Here is a 17,172-nt window from a genome sequence, read left to right on the forward strand (position 1 = left end):
GTTTTTTTATGCCCAATCAAACCATCAAGACACCCTGCGTCGGCCTGTGCTCCACCGTTTACGGAGACCTGGTATGCCGGGGCTGCAAGCGCTATCACCATGAGGTGATTCAGTGGAACGGCTACAACGCCGAGGAGAAACAGGCGGTGTGGCTGCGCCTGGAACAACTGCTGGTGCAGGTGATGACCAGCAAGCTGCAGGTGCTGGACCCGCAGCGCCTGCGCCAGCAACTGGAAGATCGCAAGATCCGCTTTGTGCCCCACCAGTCGCCGTATTGCTGGGCGTACCAGTTGATTGCCCGGGGCGCGCGGGTGATTTCGAAGCTGGATGCGTATGGGTTGGCGCTGTTGCCGGAGTTTCGCGAGCGCAATCTGGCAGATTTGCGGGATGCGATTGACCGGGAGTTTTTCCTGTTGTCCGAGGCGCATTACGAGCGGTATATCGCGCCGGGGTTTCTGCGTGAATCGTTTGGGGCGCCGTTGATAGCCAGTATTTAGACAACCACACAGAACCAGTGTGGGAGCGGGCTTGCTCGCGAAAGCGGTGTATCAGTTGCCGGATATATTGACTGACACACCGCATTCGCGAGCAAGCCCGCTCCCACATTTAGATCTTTGTCGCTCAGGAGGTCCAGGACGGCTCGCGATCGGTCTGCACCCCATAACGCTCTATCGCCTGCTGGCAAATCTGCCTGCCCAGACTCCCCTGCTCTACTAACGCCGTCAGCGCCGCCAGCACGATGTGATGGCGGTCCACCTCAAAGAAATCCCGCAACGCCGCCCGGGTATCGCTGCGACCAAAGCCATCCGTCCCCAGCACGGTGTAAGCCGAATCCACGTACGACCCAAGCATCTGCGGCACCGCCCTTACATAGTCAGATACCGCCACCACCGGCGCGCCCTTGGGCAAACACTCCGCCAGGTGGCTGCGCCGCGCCGGCTGTTGCGGATGCAGGCGGTTCCAGCGTTCCACGTCACGGGCGTCCCGGGCCAGTTCGCTGAAGCTGGTGACACTGAACACTTCAGCGTCAACCTGCCAATCCTCCGCCAACAATTGCGCCGCTGCCTGGGCTTCGCGCACCAGCGTGCCGGAGCCGAGCAACCGGACCTTGCCGCCAGGCTGCCCGCTCAGCCGGTACATGCCTTTGATGATCGCCGCTTCGACGCCTTCCGGCAGGCTCGGCTGCGGGTAGTTTTCGTTCATCAGGGTCACGTAGTAGAACTCGTCCACATCGTGCTCCAGCATCTGGCGCATGCCATGGTCGAGGATCACCGCAAACTCGCCGGCAAACGCCGGGTCGTAGGCACGGCAATTGGGCACGGTGGCGGCCATCAGGTGGCTGCTGCCGTCCTGGTGCTGCAAGCCTTCGCCACCCAGGGTGGTGCGCCCGGCAGTGGCGCCCAGCAGAAAACCCTCGGGCACGCTGGTCGGCGGCGGCCCAGATGAGGTCCCCCACGCGCTGGAAACCGAACATCGAGTAGTAGATGTAAAACGGCAGCATCCGCAGGCCATGCACCGAATAACTGGTGGCCGCCGCGACCCAGGAACTGATGGCACTGGCTTCGCTGATGCCTTCTTCAAGGATCTGCCCGTCGGTGGCTTCGCGGTAGCTGAGGATCGAGCCGATGTCTTCGGGCTCGTAGCGCTGGCCGACACTGGAATAGATGCCGATCTGCTTGAACAGGTTGGCCATGCCGAAGGTGCGCGCTTCGTCGGCGACGATGGGCACGATGCGCGGGCCGAGGGCCTTGTCCTTGAGCAGATTGGTCAGCATGCGCACAAAGGCCATGGTGGTGGACATTTCCTTGCCCTCCGCCTGGGTGGCAAACGCGCCGTAGCCCGACACCGGCGGGACACTCACGGTGGGCGCCTGCTGGCCACGGCTCGGCACATACCCGCCGAGGGTGGCGCGGCGCTGGTGCAGGTAACGCATTTCGAGGCTGTCTTCGGCCGGTTTGTAGAAGCTCAGGGATTCGGCCTGTTCATCCGACAGCGGCAACTGGAAGCGATTGCGGAAGGCGATCAAGGCCTCGCGGTCGAGCTTCTTCTGCTGGTGGGTGGTCATCTTGCCCTGCCCGGCCTCGCCCATGCCAAAGCCCTTTTTGGTCTGGGCCAGGATCACCGTGGGTTTGCCGGCGACCCGGCGCGCCGCGTGATAGGCCGCGTGGATCTTGACCATGTCATGGCCGCCACGCTTGAGCCGGTCGATCTGCTCGTCGCTCAGGCCCTCGACCAGTTTGGACAGCGCCTCGCTCTGGCCGAAGAAATGTTCGCGGTTGTAGGCGCCGTCCTTGGCGGCGAAGGTCTGGAATTGTCCGTCCACCGTCTGCGACAGGGTGCGCGCCAGCTCGCCGTCGGTGTCCTTGGCCAGCAAGGCGTCCCAGTCCGAGCCCCAGACCAGCTTGATCACGTTCCAGCCGGCACCGGCGAACAACGCCTCCAGCTCGTCGATAATTCGCCCGTTCCCACGCACCGGGCCGTCGAGCCGCTGCAGGTTGCAGTTGACCACCCAGGTCAGGTTGTCCAGGCCTTCACGGGCGGCCAGGGTGAGGGCCGACATGCTTTCCGGTTCGTCCATCTCGCCGTCGCCGAATACGCCCCATACGTGGCGGTCGGTGGTGTCCTGCAAGCCGCGGTGTTGCAGGTAGCGCATGAACCGCGCCTGGAAAATCGAGCTGATGGGGCCAATGCCCATGGACCCGGTGGGAAATTGCCAGAAGTCCGGCATCAACCACGGATGGGGATAGCTGGACAAACCTCGGGCACCCGCCTTGCCGGCACCGATTTCCTGGCGATAGTGGGCCAGGTCGGCCTCGGTCAGGCGCCCTTCAAGGAAGGCGCGAGCATAGATGCCGGGGGCGGAATGCGGCTGGTAGAACACCAGGTCGCCGCCAAAACTGTCGCTTCGGGCCCGGAAAAAGTGGTTGAAGCCCACCTCGAACAAATCCGCCGCGCTGGCGTAGCTGGCGATATGCCCGCCCAGTTCGCCATAGGCTTGGTTGGCGCGCACTACCATGGCCAGGGCGTTCCAGCGCACCACTGAAGCCAGGCGCTCTTCGGTGGCCAGGTCGCCGGGAAACGGCGGTTGCTGCTCCACGGCGATGCTATTGATGTAGGGCGTGCCGTGCCGGGGTTTCCAGGCGATGTGCGGCGCGCCGCCGGCATCCGCCAGCATGTCGAGGATTTCCCGTGCGCGCGCCGCACCGGCATTGGCCACCAGGGAGGCCAGGGCATCGCGCCATTCGGCCAGTTCTTCCTGGTCCATCGCTGTCTGACTCACTGCACTCGCGAAACCGTTCATGGGCACCTCCGGGCTTTTTTTCCAGTTTATGTCGGTGCCAAGGGATTTTTTGACTGTTGTGCGCCGCCTCTCGGGGCCTTTTGAGCATAAATCACTGCCAATCAGCAAATTCAGAGCACGTTGTGCTTCAACTCCCGAACACCCCGCAATTGTGTTTAAAATGCCGCCCGCTCAATGACCGACGTTGCCCGATGAACCCAGACGCACTCGCCACTCTGCACACCCATTTGCTGACCACCCTGCAAACCGTCCCCGCCGAGACCCGGCGCCTGTTTCACGGGCGTGGCCGCTGCTGGCCGGGCCTGGAGCAACTGACGGTGGACTGGCTGCAAGGCGTGGTGCTGGTCTCGCTGTTCAAGGAGCCAGAAGCCGCGGAGCTTGAGGCCTTGAAGCAGATGCTGGGGCAGATCGACTGGCGGTCATTTGGCGCCCATACCGTGGCGCTGCAACACCGCTACCTGCCGCAAAGCACCACCGAATGGTTGCTGGGCGAGGTGGTCGACGAACTGACCATCACCGAAGGCGGCCTGCGCTACCTGATCGACCTGGGCAAAAAGCAGAACAGTGGGCTGTTCCTCGACATGCGTTACGGCCGCAACTGGGTACGCGAACAGGCTCATGGCCTGCGGGTGCTGAACCTGTTCGCCTACACCTGTGGTTTCTCCGTGGCGGCCATCGAAGGCGGCGCCGAGCATGTGGTGAACCTGGACATGGCCCGAGGCGCCCTGAGCCGTGGCCGTGACAATCACCGCCTGAACGGCTACGATCTGAGCAAGGTGACGTTCCTCGGCCACGACCTGTTCAAGTCGTGGGCCAAGGTCACCAACAGCGGCCCGTACGACCTGGTGATCATCGACCCGCCCTCGTTCCAGAAAGGCAGTTTCCTTTTGACCAAGGACTACCAGCGGGTGCTGCGTCGCCTGCCGGATTTGCTCACGGCCCAGGGTACGGTGCTGGCGTGCATGAACGACCCGGCGTTCGGCGAAGACTTCCTGATCGACGGCGTAACCCGCGAAGCGCCTGGCCTGCGCTTTGACCAGCGGCTGGAAAACCCGCCGGAATTCCCCGATATCGACCCGCAAAGCGGATTAAAGGCACTGGTGTTTCGCCAAGGCTGATGCCGAAACGTCCTGCGCTTGCTACGCTTAACCTACGCCGGGTGGTGAACCTTATCCCACCCTTCCCGGTCGATACCTGCACACTCTGGCCAGATTCGACGGTGCTACCCCGTCGGCTGCCCTGTTTCACCTTTTGGAGAACGCCCCTGTGATATCGACCCTGCATGTAGCCCGTCTCAAGGCCTGGGGCGCCCATGGTTTTACCGCCACCGGCGTGGTGCTGGCCTTCCTGGCCACCCTGGCACTGCTCGACAACCAGCCCAAGGCTTGCCTGCTGTGGCTGGGCCTGGCCTTGATCGTCGATGGGGTCGACGGCTCTCTCGCGCGACGGGTGAATGTGCAAACAGTGCTGCCAAGCTTCGATGGCTCGGTATTGGACCTGGTGATTGATTACCTGACGTACGTGTTTATTCCGGCGCTGTTTATCTATCGCTATATCGCCCTGCCGGACTTCACCCCGTTGTTTACGGTGTCGGTGATTCTGGTGTCGTCGCTGTTCTGCTTCTGCAACGTCAACATGAAGAGCAAGGACAACTACTTCGTCGGCTTCCCCGCCGCATGGAACGTGGTGGCGCTGTGCGTCTATATCATCCAGCCGGAAGCCTGGGTCACCTTGCTCACCGTGATCGGCCTAGCGTTGCTGACCGTGACGCCGATGAAGTTCCTGCACCCGTTCCGGGTCAAGCGCTTCATGCCGATCAATATTGCCGTGACCACCATCTGGTTGCTGTGCAGCCTGCTGCTGGTGATCGACTTCCCGTACACCAATCGCCTGACCCTGGGCCTGTGGTTGCTGATGTCGGCGTACTTCCTGGGGATCTGCATCTGGCGGACCGCACTGGAGTGGGTCGAAACACATAAATAGCCAAGCGGGCACGGTTGAAATGTGGGAGCGGGCTTGCTCGCGAATGCGGTGGATCAGCCACTCTATCCGGTGACTGACACTGCGCATTCGCGAGCAAGCCCGCTCCCACATTGGGATCGTTCCCACGCTCCGCGTGGGAATGCATCCCGTGACGCTCTGCGTCACCCTTGCGGCAGCAGGACGCGGAGCGTCCAAGGCGGCATTCCCACGCAGAGCGTGGGAACGATCATAGTCGCAGGCCCCCACGCTAATCGGTAAGATACCGGCCTTTCGCGCAGCCCTTGCTGCGCCCTGCCGACTAAGTCTTGCCCATGCCCTTCGAACTCAGCGTTGACCTCACCACCCTGGCGATCCTCGCCGTGGTTGCCTTTATCGCCGGTTTCATCGACGCCATCGCCGGCGGTGGCGGCCTGCTCACCACGCCTGCCCTGCTGACCGCCGGCATGCCGCCCCACCTGGTGCTGGGCACCAACAAGCTCAGTTCCACCTTCGGCTCGGCCACCGCCAGCTTTACCTTCTACCGGCGCAAGCTGTTTCATCCGCGCCAGTGGGTGCATGCCATCGTCGGCACCCTGGTCGGTGCACTCACCGGCGCGGTCGTGGCCCATTACCTGCCGGCAGAAACCCTGAACAAGATGCTCCCGGTGATTGTGTTCGGCTGCGGTTTGTATTTGCTGTTCGGCGGCACGCCCAAGGCGGCGCTGGACAACGACGCACCGATCAAGAAGAAATGGCAGTCCACCCAGGGCTTTGGCCTGGGTTTCTACGACGGCGTCGCCGGCCCGGGCACCGGGGCGTTCTGGACCGTGAGTACCATGCTGTTGCACCCCATCGACCTGGTAAAGGCCAGCGGCGTGGCGCGCAGCATGAACTTCGTCAGCAACGCGGCGGCGCTGACGGTGTTCATTTTCAATGGCTCAGTGGATTGGATTGTCGGCCTGTGCATGGGCGTGTCGGTGATGTGCGGCGCGTTTTTTGGCGCACGCAGCGCCATCAGCGGCGGCGCCAAGTTCATTCGCCCGGTGTTCATCACCGTGGTGCTCGGCCTGACGGTGCGCCTAGCCTGGCAGCACTGGTTCAGCGTGACCTAGGCGACGAGCCAGGTAGAGGTCGATCAGGTAGCGCGCAATCGAGCGCGACGCCGGCAACGGCGGCAGTTCATGGATGTTGAACCACTGCGCGTCTTCGATCTCGTCAGCCTGGGGCACAATGTCGCCGCCGGCGTACTCGGCGTGAAAGCCCAGCATCATCGAGTGCGGGAACGGCCAGCACTGGCTGCCCATGTACTGGATGTTCTTGACCTCCACCTGCACTTCTTCACGCACTTCGCGAATCAGGCAGTCCTCGGCCGACTCGCCCGGCTCGGCAAACCCCGCCAGGGTGCTGTAGACACCCGTGACAAAGCGCGGCGAACGGGCCAGCAGGATCTCGTCGCCACGGGTCACCAACACGATCATGCTCGGCGAGATCCGCGGGTAGCTGCGCAGGTCACAGGCCTGGCAGAACATCGCGCGCTCCCGTGGCACCTGCACCATCGCCTGGCCGCAACTGCCGCAAAAACGATGCTCCCGGGCCCAGGTGCCGATTTGCGCGGCGTAGCCCAGGACTTTGTACAGCGTGTGATCGCCCTGCAGCATGAATGCCCGCAGGCCCTGCCAGCCGCAGCCCGGAACGTCGGCGGGGCTGTTGAGTTCCAGCAGGTACACCGGCTCGCCGTCCAGGTGGCCGATGCCATGCTCGGCGAACACCGAGAGGTCCTGGCGCTTGAGCCACTCCCGGGGAAACAGCGGGCCGTTCTGGTCGTGTAAAAAGCCTTCACGGCTGCGGGCCACGGCCCAGCCGCCCGGGGCGTCGTTGTCCAGCAGCGTTGTGGTAATCCAGCCTGGGGTCATGTTCAGTCAATCCACGAAGTCGGGTTTCTGCTTGCTCATATGGGCCGCGATGGCCACGCGCAGGTCGTTGGATTGCAACATAGCTGAGTTCCAGGTGGCAACGTATTCCAAACCGTCATTGATCGTGTGGTCACGCATGTAGCTGATCATCGCCTTGGTGCCGGTGACCGCGATCGGCGATTTGGCGGCGATTTCCCGGGCGATTTCCAGCACGCCGGCCAGCAGGCTCTGGTGATCGCTGTACACCCGATTCACCAGGCCGATGCTGCGCGCCTCTTCGGCGCCGAACTGGCGGCCGGTGTAGGCCAGCTCGCGCAGCATGCCATCGCCGACGATGCGCGGCAGGCGTTGCAGGGTGCCGACGTCGGCGGCCATGCCGATGTCGATTTCCTTGATGGAGAATTGCGCATCTTCGGCGGCGTAACGCATGTCACAGGCGCTGATCAGGTCGATGGCGCCGCCGATGCAGTAGCCATGGATCGCCGCGAGTACCGGCTTGCGGCAGTTGTCGACGGCGTTGAAGGAGGCTTGCAGTTCGAGGATCTTGCGCCGCAGCAGGCGCGCGTTGCGGCCTACGTCCTTGCCGAAGTCATTGGCCACCGAGGCCAGCAGCATCAGGTCGATGCCGGAGGAGAAATGCTTGCCGGCGCCGCTGATGACCACGGCTCGCACCGCGTCGGTGTCTTCGACCCATTGGAAGATGTCGATGATCTCGGTCCAGAACGCCGCGTTCATCGCGTTGATCTTTTCCGGGCGATTGAGCTGCACATGGGCGACGTTGCCGCTGAGTTCGACGACAAAGGCTTGGTATTCGGACATGGCAGTGATCCTTGACTGGCGGCTGGAATAGGGGCCGAACTATAACAAGGCACCGCGTGAGGTGGTAAGGCTGTGCAAACGCCAAATTCGGGACTGAAGAACGATGAAGATCAAATGTGGGAGCTGGCTTGCCTGCGATGGCGGTGTATCAGTTAGCAAAGATGCAAGCTGACCCACCGCCATCGCAGGCAAGCCAGCTCCCACAATGGTTTTGTGGTGTTCTTTAACTCGGCAGCCAGAGCCGGAAGCGTGCACCACCCAATGGTGAAGCCTGGGCCGTCAATGTTCCGCCCTGCGCCTCCAGCGCCCGCCGGCTGATGGCCAATCCCAGGCCAAAACCGCCAGTGGCTCGATCCCGGCTGCGATCCAGCCGGTAGAACGGCTCGAAAATCCGCTCTCGCTGGTCAACCGGAATGCCAATGCCGTCATCATCCACGCAAATCTCGCACCCCCTGGGACACACCTTCACCCCCACCTGAATTCGCCGCTCGCAATACCGCATGGCGTTGCGCAGCAGGTTTTGCAGGGCCCGGGCGGTCAGGCGCGGGTCCAGGGTGAAGCGTTCCACGGCGCAGTCCAGCACCACGTCCATCACGATATCCGGGTTTTCCAGTTCGTCGTCGACGCTGCCCAGGATGCTGTCGATGAACTCATCCAGCACCACTTCCACCCGCTCGGGTGTTTGCGCCGGGTTTTGCAAACGGCTGTAGGAGAGCAGCTCCAGCACCAGCTCATCCAGCTCGCGAATGTGCGCCACCAACCCTTGCAGCCGCTCACGGCTGGCCGCCGGGAGGTCGTCGGACAGCGCCAGGGCCAGGCCGAAGTCCAGGCGCGTCAGCGGCGTACGCAGTTCATGGGAGACGGCATTGAGCAAGTCGCGTTGCTGGTTGAGCAGCTGTTCGATGTCGTTGGCCATGGTGTCGAACACCGCCGCCAGGCTGCCGATGTTGGAGCTGGGCGGGATTTTTGTGCGGGCCGCAAGGTTGCCCTGGCCGAGTTGCGCGGCGGTGCTTTTCAGGCGCTCCAGGTCGCGCCAGTGGGGCCGCAGCCAGAACAGCAGGCATGCCAGCAGCGCCGCGCCGATCAGCACGTTCATGCTCCAGTACAGCAGGTTCATGTCCAGCGGGTCCGGCGGTACCGAGACCTTGACCACCAACTGGTCGTCCAGGGCCGAGCTGACGTCGTCCGCCCAGCCCCACTCGCCCAGGCGAATCACCATCTGGTCTTTTTCCAGCAGGCGCTGTTCTTCAGGGGTGTAGCTGGCGTCCTGGATACGCAGCAGTTGCACCTTCAGCGGCGCGAAATCCGCCGACAGTCGCACGGTGACATTGGCCCACTGCTCCATCGGCACCCGTCGATACTCCTTGACGATCAGGCTCTGCATGCCTCGGGACTGCTCGATGTTGTAGTTCATGTAACGGTGTTCAAACAGCTGGATCACCGCCCGGGGCACCAGGTAAATCGCGGCGGCGAAGGTGACGATGGTGATCAGGTACAGCCGAATCAGGACGCGAAACATGGCTCAGCATTCCCACTCGGAACGGCTGAACAGGTAGCCCTTGCCCCACACCGTCTTGATCTTGCGCGCCTCGCCCGCGTGGTCGTCGAACTTGCGCCGCAGCTTGGAAATCGCCACGTCCACCGAACGGTCGGTGCCGTTGAACTCGATGCCGCGCAGGCGTTGCAGGATCTGGTCGCGGCTGAGCACTTCGCCGGCGTGCCGGGCCAGCACCACCAGCAGGTTGTATTCACCGCTGGACAGCTCAACCGGCTGGCCGCGCCAGGTCACGGTACGTTCCGACAGGTCGATGCACAGGTTGCCCATCAGGATCTGGTCGTTGGCCACCTGGGGTTCGGTGAGGCTGCTGCGGCGTAGCAAGGTTCGCACCCGCGCCAGCAATACCCGCGGCTCGCAGGGTTTGGTGACGTAGTCGTCGGCGCCCATTTCCAGGCCCAACACCTGGTCGTGGCTGTCGTCGCGGGCGGTGAGCATCAGGATCGGCAGCGTGGCCGAGTCGGCCCGCAGCAACCGGCAGACCTGCAGGCCGTCGAGGCCCGGCAGCATCAGGTCGAGGATCACCAGGTCCGGCGGGTTGAGTCGCGCACGCTCGCGCACGTGGTCACCCCGGCTGAGCACGCTGACGTGATAGCCATTGCGTTCCAGGTAACTGGCGATCAATTCGGAGAGCGCGGCGTCGTCTTCCACCAGAAGAATGTTGGGCATGGTATTTCCAAATAATACAATTTCTGAGTAGTACGCAAATCCAATGTGGGAGCGGGCTTGCTCGCGAAAGCGGTGTTTCAGTTAACGCACACGGCGACTGACACACCGCTTTCGCGAGCAAGCCCGCTCCCACATTTGATCTTCGGTGTCAGGAAGATCGTGTAAGGTTCGGCGGCTATGAAGGATATACGCCGCGCGTGCATCTGTGGGTCGCACCTTACATTTCTTCACACACCACCTACAGAGCTTCACAGCACTGTGGCGGGGGCGCCCGTAGGATGCGCCAGTCAATATTGGGATATGAGCATGTCGAAGAATCTGTTTGCGCCGTTTTGCCTGTTGGCCCTGACACTGGCGTTGAGCGCGTGTGGCAAGTCGGCGGACGACGCCGCCGAGGCGCCGCTGGCCAAGGTGCGGATCGAAACCCTGGAAGCCAAGCCCCTCTCCATCACCAGCGAGTTGAGCGGACGGATTGCCGCGCCACGCATCGCCGAAGTGCGCGCCCGGGTGGCCGGCGTGGTGTTGCAACGGGTGTTCAAGGAAGGCCATGACGTCAAACAGGGCGATGTGCTGTTCCGGATTGACCCGGCGCCGTTCAAGGCCGACCTCGACAGCGCCCAGGCCAGCCTGCGCAAGGCCGAGGCCAATGCATTCCAGGCGCGCCTGCAAGAGCAGCGCTACAGCCAACTGGTGGAAGGCAACGCCATCAGCGGCCAGGAATACGACAACGCCCGCGCCGCCGCCCGGCAAACCGCCGCCGATGTGGCCGCCAACCAGGCCGCCGTGCAGCGCGCCAAATTGAACCTGGGTTATGCCACCGTGACTGCGCCGATTTCCGGTCGGATTGGCCGTGCGCTGGTGACCGAAGGTGCGCTGGTGGGCCAGAACGAAGCCACACCGATGGCGCTGATCCAGCAACTGGACCCGATCCACGCCGACCTGACCCAATCCACCCGCGAGCTGAACGACCTGCGCCGGGCCTTTCGCGCCGGGCACTTGAAGCAAGTCGGCCAGGACCAGGCCAAGGCCACGCTGATCCAGGATGACGGCAGCCTGTATCCGCTACCGGGCAAGTTGCTGTTCGCCGAGATCAGCGTCGACCCGGGCACCGGGCAGATCATCTTGCGCAGCGAGTTCCCCAACCCGGACCTCGACCTGCTGCCCGGCAGCTTTATCCGCGTGCGCCTGGAGCAAGCCGTCGACCAGCAAGGCATCAGCGTGCCGCAACGGGCGATCACCCGCGACAGCGCCGGGATCCCGATGGTGTTGCTGCTGGACGCCGAGCAAACCGTGAGCCAGCAGCCGGTAGAACTGGGTTCGGTGGTCAATGACCGCTGGGTGGTGACCCGCGGCCTGAAGGCCGGTGACCGCATCGTCGTCGAAGGCCTGCAACACGCCCGCCCTGGCGAGAAAGTCCAGGTCGACGACAGTCCCGCGCCAATCGCCCAGGCATCCGGCCAATAAGGATCGTTAAACATGCCGCAGTTCTTTATTGACCGCCCGATCTTCGCTTGGGTGGTCGCCCTGTTTATCCTGCTGGCCGGCGCCCTCGCCATCCCGCAGTTGCCAGTCGCGCAGTACCCCAACGTCGCGCCGCCAAAAGTCGAGATCTATGCGGTGTACCCGGGTGCCTCCGCGCAAACCCTGGACGAAAGCGTGGTCAGCCTGATCGAGCAGGAGCTTAACGGCGCCGATCACCTGCTGTATTTCGAATCCCAGAGCAGCCTCGGTTCGGCCACCATCACCGCCACCTTCCAGCCGGGCACTGACCCGGAAATGGCCCAGGTCGATGTGCAAAACCGCATCAAGGCGGTGGAGCCGCGCCTGCCCCAAGCCGTGACGCAGCAAGGCTTGCAGGTGGAGAAAGTCTCCGCCGGCTTCCTGCTGCTGGTGACCCTGACCTCCAGTGACGGCAAGCTCGATGACGTGGCGCTCAGCGATTACCTGGCGCGCAACGTGATGAACGAACTCAAGCGCCTGGACGGTGTGGGCAAGGCCCAGCTGTACGGCGCCGAACGCGCAATGCGCATCTGGATCGACCCGCAGAAGCTGATCGGCTTCAACCTGACCCCGGCCGACGTCAACGCGGCGATTACGGCGCAGAACGCCCAGGTGTCGGCCGGCAGCATCGGCGATTTGCCGGGCACCAAAACCCAGGAAATCACCGCGTCGATCCTGGTGAAAGGCCAACTGTCGACCCCGGCCGAATTTGCCGACATCGTGCTCAAGGCCAACCCGGACGGTTCCACCGTGCGCGTCGGTGACGTGGCGCGGGTGGAAATCGGCAGCCAGGAATACCAGTTCTCCACCCGCCTGAACGGCAAGCCGTCCACCGCCGTCAGCGTGCAGCTGTCACCGGGCGCCAACGCCTTGAGCACCGCGACCCTGGTGCGGGCGAAGATGGACGAACTGGCGCGCTACTTCCCGGCCAACGTCGAATACAAGATCCCTTACGACACTTCGCCATTCGTGAAGGTCTCGATCACCAAGGTGGTGTACACCCTGGGCGAAGCGATGTTGCTGGTGTTTGCGGTGATGTTCCTGTTCCTGCAGAACATCCGCTACACGCTGATCCCGACGCTGGTGGTGCCGATCGCCTTGATGGGTACCTTTGCGACGATGCTGTTGCTGGGCTTCTCGATCAACGTGCTGACCATGTTCGGCATGGTATTGGCCATCGGCATTTTGGTGGACGATGCGATTGTGGTGGTGGAGAACGTCGAGCGGATCATGGTCACCGAGGGCCTGTCGCCCAAGGAGGCCACCCGCAAGGCCATGGGCCAGATTACCGGGGCGATTGTCGGTATCACCCTGGTGCTGGTGGCGGTGTTCCTGCCGATGGCGTTCATGCCGGGTTCGGTAGGCGTGATCTATCAGCAGTTCTCGTTGTCGATGGCCACCTCGATCCTGTTTTCGGCATTCCTCGCCCTGACCTTGACCCCAGCCCTGTGCGCGACCTTGCTCAAGCCGATTGCCAAGGGCGAGCACCATGAGAAAGGCGGGTTCTTCGGCTGGTTCAACCGGCGCTTCGAGCAGTTCACCGACCGCTATGAAGGCTGGGTGGCCTACGCCCTCAAGCGCAGCGGGCGTTACCTGTTGATCTATCTGGTGCTGGTGGTGGGGCTTGGGGTGCTGTTCGCCCGCCTGCCCTCGTCCTTCCTGCCGGTGGAAGACCAGGGCTACACCATCACCGATATCCAGCTGCCGCCGGGTGCCAGCAAAAACCGCACGGTGCAGGTGGCCGAGCAGATCGAGGCACACAACGCCGGCGAGCCAGGCGTGGGCGATACCACGATGATCATGGGTTTCAGCTTCTCCGGTTCGGGGCAGAACGCCGCGCTGGCGTTTACCACGCTCAAGGACTGGTCGGAGCGCAGCAGCAAGGATTCCGCCGCGGCCATTGCGGACCGTGCCAACGCGGCTTTCAGTGAGCTGAAGGACGCGATTGCCTATGCAATCCTGCCACCGCCGGTGGATGGCCTGGGCACCTCCAGTGGTTTCGAGTTCCGCCTGCAGGACCGTGGTGGCGTCGGCCATGCCGCGTTGATGGAGGCCCGCACCGAACTGCTGGCCGCTGCCGAGAAAAGCCCGATCCTGGCCAACGTGCGTGAAAGCGCCCTGGCCGAAGCTCCGCAAGTACAGCTTGAGGTGGACCGCAAGCAAGCCAATGCCCTGGGTATTTCCTTTGCCGATATCGGCAATGTGCTGTCCTCGGCCATCGGTTCGGCCTATATCAACGACTTCCCCAACCAGGGCCGCATGCAGCGGGTGGTGGTGCAGGCCGAAGGTGATCAGCGCAGCCAGGTGGCCGACCTGATGAAGATCCATGTGCGCAACAATGCCGGGAAGATGGTGCCGCTGTCGGCCTTCGTCGAGGCGCGCTGGATTCAGGGCCCCGCCCAGTTGACCCGCTACAACGGCTACCCGGCCATCGCGATTTCCGGTGAATCGGCACCGGGCCACAGTACCGGCGAGGCGATGGAGGAAATCCAGCGCCTGGTCAGCCAACTGCCCGCCGGCCTGGGCCAGGAATGGACCGGCCTGTCGTTGCAGGAGCGCTTGTCCGGCTCCCAGGCCCCGCTGCTGCTCGGTTTGTCGCTGCTGATCGTGTTCCTGTGCCTGGCGGCGCTGTATGAGAGCTGGTCGATTCCGACCGCGGTGCTGCTGGTGGTGCCCCTCGGCGTGCTCGGCGCGGTATTGGCCGTAAGCTTGCGCGGGATGCCCAACGATGTGTTCTTCAAGGTCGGCCTGATTACCATCATTGGGCTGTCGGCAAAGAACGCGATCCTGATCATCGAGTTTGCCAAGGACCTGTATGACCAGGGTGAAGACCTGATCGACGCCACGTTGAAAGCCGCACGGCTGCGCCTGCGGCCGATCATCATGACGTCCCTGGCGTTCATCCTCGGCGTGGTGCCGTTGGCGATTGCCACGGGCGCCAGCTCGGCCAGCCAGCAGGCCATCGGTACCGGGGTGATCGGCGGCATGATTACCGCGACGCTGGCGGTGGTGTTTGTGCCGGTGTTCTTCGTCGTGGTCATGAAGCTGGTGCGCAAGCGCCACACGTAATAAATGCGCTATGGTGCTTACACATCCCTGATTTGTGAGCGCCATGCCCTTCCTCGCACGCACCCACCCTCGCCTGTCCTCCGCCGCCGTCCTGGGCCTGGCGGTGGGGCTCCTGGCTCCCGCCGACACGATCATCAGCAAAATCCTCATCGGCTGGAACGCCGGGGTCTGGACCTACCTGGTGCTGATGCTGTGGCTCACCAGCCATTCCCGGGCCGACGACGTAAAACGCATCGCCGAGATCGAGGACGAAAACGCCGGCCTGGTGTTGTTCATGGTGTGCATTGCGGCGATTGCCAGCCTGGCGACCATCACCCTGAACCTGGTGGGCACCAAGGACCTTAGCGATAGCCAGCGCCTGTTGCATTACGGCTTCACCGGCCTGACGGTGGTTGGCTCATGGCTGCTGATCGGGGTGATTTTCAGCGTGCACTATGCGCGCCTGTATTACACCTGGGACGGCCCCGAGCCGGCACTGCGCTTTGCCGAGGATTTACGCACGCCCAATTACTGGGACTTTCTGTACTTCTCGTTCACCATCGGTGTGGCGGTGCAAACCGCGGACGTCGGCGTGGCCACCCGCGGCCTGCGCAAGGTGGTGCTGGGGCAATCGTTGATCGGCTTCCTGTTCAACACCGCGATCCTGGGGTTCTCGATCAACATCGCCGCCGGATTGTTTGGATGAGGCTGCACAAACCTTCTAGACGCTAACCCTTGCAGGAGCGAGCTTGTTCGCTCCTGCAAGGTTCCACTCCATAGGTGTTTTATGGCCGTTCACAACTGGATCGATCTGGCTCAGGACGCCGACACCGGCATCGAGACCCTGCGCGCGCATTTCGAAGGCCATGCCTACGACCCGCACTGGCACGACAGCTACCTGGTGGGCGTCACGGAGCAAGGCGTGCAGCAATTCAATTGCCGCAGTACCCGCCATCAAAGCACACCGGGCAAGGTATTCCTGCTGGAGCCGGGGGAAATCCATGACGGCCACGCCCCCACCGAGGCCGGGTTTACCTACCGCATGCTGTACCTCGACCCTGTCTGGCTGGAGCGCGAAGTGACGGCGGTGTTCGAGGAAGCCCCGGCGAACAGGCAACTGGGATTTGCAACCACCCTCGCCAGCGATCCGCACCTGGCGCTCGCCACCAGTCAAGCGTTTCAAAGCCTGCACGACGGCGAACTGCGCATCGTGCGCCAGAGCGCCCTCGGCCATTTGCTGGAACGCCTGACCGGCCAGTTGCACTGGCGCCAACGCTATCGCGAAGATCCACGTTTGCCGCAGGTGGCCCACAAGGCCCGGGAATACCTGCACGCCCACCTGCATCAGGACATCGGCATGGACGAGTTGGCGCTGGCCACCGGTGTCGACCGCTTCCGCCTGACCCGCGCCTTCAAGAGTGCCTTCGGCTTGCCGCCCCATGCGTATCTGGTGCAACTGCGCCTGGCCCGCGCACGGTACCTCCTGGCCAGGGGCGAAGCGCCCGCCGAGGTGGCGACCGCCCTGGGGTTTGCCGATCAAAGCCATCTGGGCCGCTGGTTCGTGCGGGCCTATGGCCTCACTCCGGCGGCCTACCGCAAGCGTTGCTCAAATCTTCCAGACAGGTAACCGCCCGGCTTGTGAAGATCGACTCCATTAATCTGCGTACCGGAGTCGCATTGCCATGTTCCCCACCTTGCTGCCTTTTCTGTTGTTCGCCTTTGTCGCCTCCATCACCCCCGGCCCGACCAATATCCTGGTGCTGAGCAACAGTGCCCGCCATGGTTTCAAGGCCGCCTTGCCGATCGTACTGGGCGCGTGTGCCGGGGCAGCGGGCATTGTGCTGGTGGTGGGATCGGGATTCGGCCAGTCCCTCGCACAGTTGCCGAAGGTGCAAACCGCCATGCAATGGACCGGGGTGGCCTGGCTGACCTATTTGTCGTGGCAGATTTTCAGCGCCCCGGCCAAGGCCATTACACCGGACACCACGCAGAAAAAACCCGTGGGCCTGGCGGGCGGCGCCAGCCTGCAGCTGGTGAATCCCAAGACCTGGATGATGGCGGTGGCGGTGGTCAGTGTGTTCGCCGGCGATGGAGACGAGCGCCAGAGCCACGTGCTGTACCTGTCCCTGGCGTTCTTCCTGATTTCCCTGCCTTGCCTCGGCGCGTGGGCATTGCTGGGTGCGGGATCAAGCCGGCTGTTTCGCTCACCCCGGGCAATTCAGCGTTTCAATCAATGCATGGCGTTATTGCTGCTGGGCTCTACCTGGTTGAGCGTGATGATCTGACCGGCAATGGAATGGCGTGCCTTAGCATTAAAGGAAGTTAAAAACGGGCGGATTAGACTGTCATTTATACCAGTAGACAGGCCGCAGGAATGGCGTCTAATAACCACAAGTCTCACCACA

At 63.0% G+C, this 17,172-nt stretch carries 13 protein-coding genes and 1 pseudogene; 9 read left to right on the forward strand and 5 right to left on the reverse strand.

The window, feature by feature from the left end; translation table 11 throughout:
* Window positions 1-8: 8 nt before the first annotated feature.
* Window positions 9-497: a DUF1289 domain-containing protein gene (locus tag QF039_RS14520; protein ID WP_003208512.1), complete on the forward strand. Its 489-nt coding sequence runs from the start codon at window positions 9-11 to the stop codon at window positions 495-497.
* 124 nt (window positions 498-621) lie between these two features.
* Here QF039_RS14520 and mdeB read toward each other — a convergent pair.
* A pseudogene (mdeB, locus tag QF039_RS14525) lies at window positions 622-3,301 on the reverse strand (alpha-ketoglutarate dehydrogenase).
* Between the two features lie 191 nt (window positions 3,302-3,492).
* On the opposite strand from mdeB, the gene QF039_RS14530 reads away from it, so the two are divergent.
* The 3 genes from QF039_RS14530 to QF039_RS14540 all read left to right on the forward strand — a co-directional run bounded on the left by QF039_RS14530 (window position 3,493) and on the right by QF039_RS14540 (window position 6,375).
* Complete coding sequence (locus tag QF039_RS14530; RefSeq protein WP_307519060.1) at window positions 3,493-4,419, forward strand: class I SAM-dependent methyltransferase; 927 nt, start codon at window positions 3,493-3,495, stop codon at window positions 4,417-4,419.
* 148 nt (window positions 4,420-4,567) lie between these two features.
* On the forward strand, window positions 4,568-5,284 hold the full coding sequence (gene pcsA, locus QF039_RS14535) for a phosphatidylcholine synthase (protein ID WP_003208507.1): 717 nt from the start codon (window positions 4,568-4,570) through the stop codon (window positions 5,282-5,284).
* A 311-nt stretch (window positions 5,285-5,595) separates the two neighbouring features.
* Entirely contained in the window at window positions 5,596-6,375 is a 780-nt protein-coding gene (locus QF039_RS14540; RefSeq protein ID WP_003208505.1) for a TSUP family transporter, read from the forward strand.
* Here QF039_RS14540 and nudC read toward each other — a convergent pair.
* From nudC to QF039_RS14560, 4 genes are all read right to left on the reverse strand, one after another.
* Window positions 6,343-7,176, reverse strand: a complete 834-nt coding sequence (gene nudC / locus QF039_RS14545; RefSeq protein ID WP_008430294.1) for an NAD(+) diphosphatase — start codon at window positions 7,174-7,176, stop codon at window positions 6,343-6,345. The genes QF039_RS14540 and nudC overlap by 33 nt on opposite strands.
* A 6-nt stretch (window positions 7,177-7,182) precedes the next feature.
* Window positions 7,183-7,995, reverse strand: coding sequence for a crotonase/enoyl-CoA hydratase family protein (locus QF039_RS14550; protein ID WP_177036883.1), 813 nt, complete (start codon window positions 7,993-7,995; stop codon window positions 7,183-7,185).
* Window positions 7,996-8,218: 223 nt separating this feature from the next.
* Window positions 8,219-9,514 (reverse strand): ATP-binding protein, encoded by a 1,296-nt coding sequence (locus tag QF039_RS14555; RefSeq protein WP_003214046.1) that lies wholly within the window; start codon window positions 9,512-9,514, stop codon window positions 8,219-8,221.
* A gap of 3 nt (window positions 9,515-9,517) precedes the next feature.
* Entirely contained in the window at window positions 9,518-10,219 is a 702-nt protein-coding gene (locus QF039_RS14560; protein WP_008430287.1) for a response regulator transcription factor, read from the reverse strand.
* Between the two features lie 306 nt (window positions 10,220-10,525).
* On the opposite strand from QF039_RS14560, the gene QF039_RS14565 reads away from it, so the two are divergent.
* The 5 genes from QF039_RS14565 to QF039_RS14585 all read left to right on the forward strand — a co-directional run bounded on the left by QF039_RS14565 (window position 10,526) and on the right by QF039_RS14585 (window position 17,052).
* Window positions 10,526-11,683 carry an efflux RND transporter periplasmic adaptor subunit gene (locus tag QF039_RS14565; protein ID WP_023658897.1) on the forward strand — a complete coding sequence of 386 codons (1,158 nt, stop codon included), beginning with the start codon at window positions 10,526-10,528 and terminating at the stop codon, window positions 11,681-11,683.
* A gap of 12 nt (window positions 11,684-11,695) precedes the next feature.
* The gene (locus QF039_RS14570; protein WP_307519069.1) at window positions 11,696-14,788 is read left to right on the forward strand and encodes an efflux RND transporter permease subunit; all 3,093 of its coding nucleotides are present in this window, start codon (window positions 11,696-11,698) and stop codon (window positions 14,786-14,788) included.
* 43 nt (window positions 14,789-14,831) lie between these two features.
* The gene (locus QF039_RS14575; protein ID WP_307519071.1) at window positions 14,832-15,473 is read left to right on the forward strand and encodes a DUF1345 domain-containing protein; all 642 of its coding nucleotides are present in this window, start codon (window positions 14,832-14,834) and stop codon (window positions 15,471-15,473) included.
* Between the two features lie 81 nt (window positions 15,474-15,554).
* Window positions 15,555-16,394 (forward strand): AraC family transcriptional regulator, encoded by an 840-nt coding sequence (locus QF039_RS14580; RefSeq protein WP_307519073.1) that lies wholly within the window; start codon window positions 15,555-15,557, stop codon window positions 16,392-16,394.
* A gap of 55 nt (window positions 16,395-16,449) precedes the next feature.
* Window positions 16,450-17,052, forward strand: coding sequence for a LysE family translocator (locus tag QF039_RS14585; RefSeq protein ID WP_307519075.1), 603 nt, complete (start codon window positions 16,450-16,452; stop codon window positions 17,050-17,052).
* Window positions 17,053-17,172: the final 120 nt, after the last annotated feature.

Origin of the sequence: Pseudomonas sp. W2I6 (assembly GCF_030815935.1) — a bacterium.
GTDB lineage: Bacteria > Pseudomonadota > Gammaproteobacteria > Pseudomonadales > Pseudomonadaceae > Aquipseudomonas.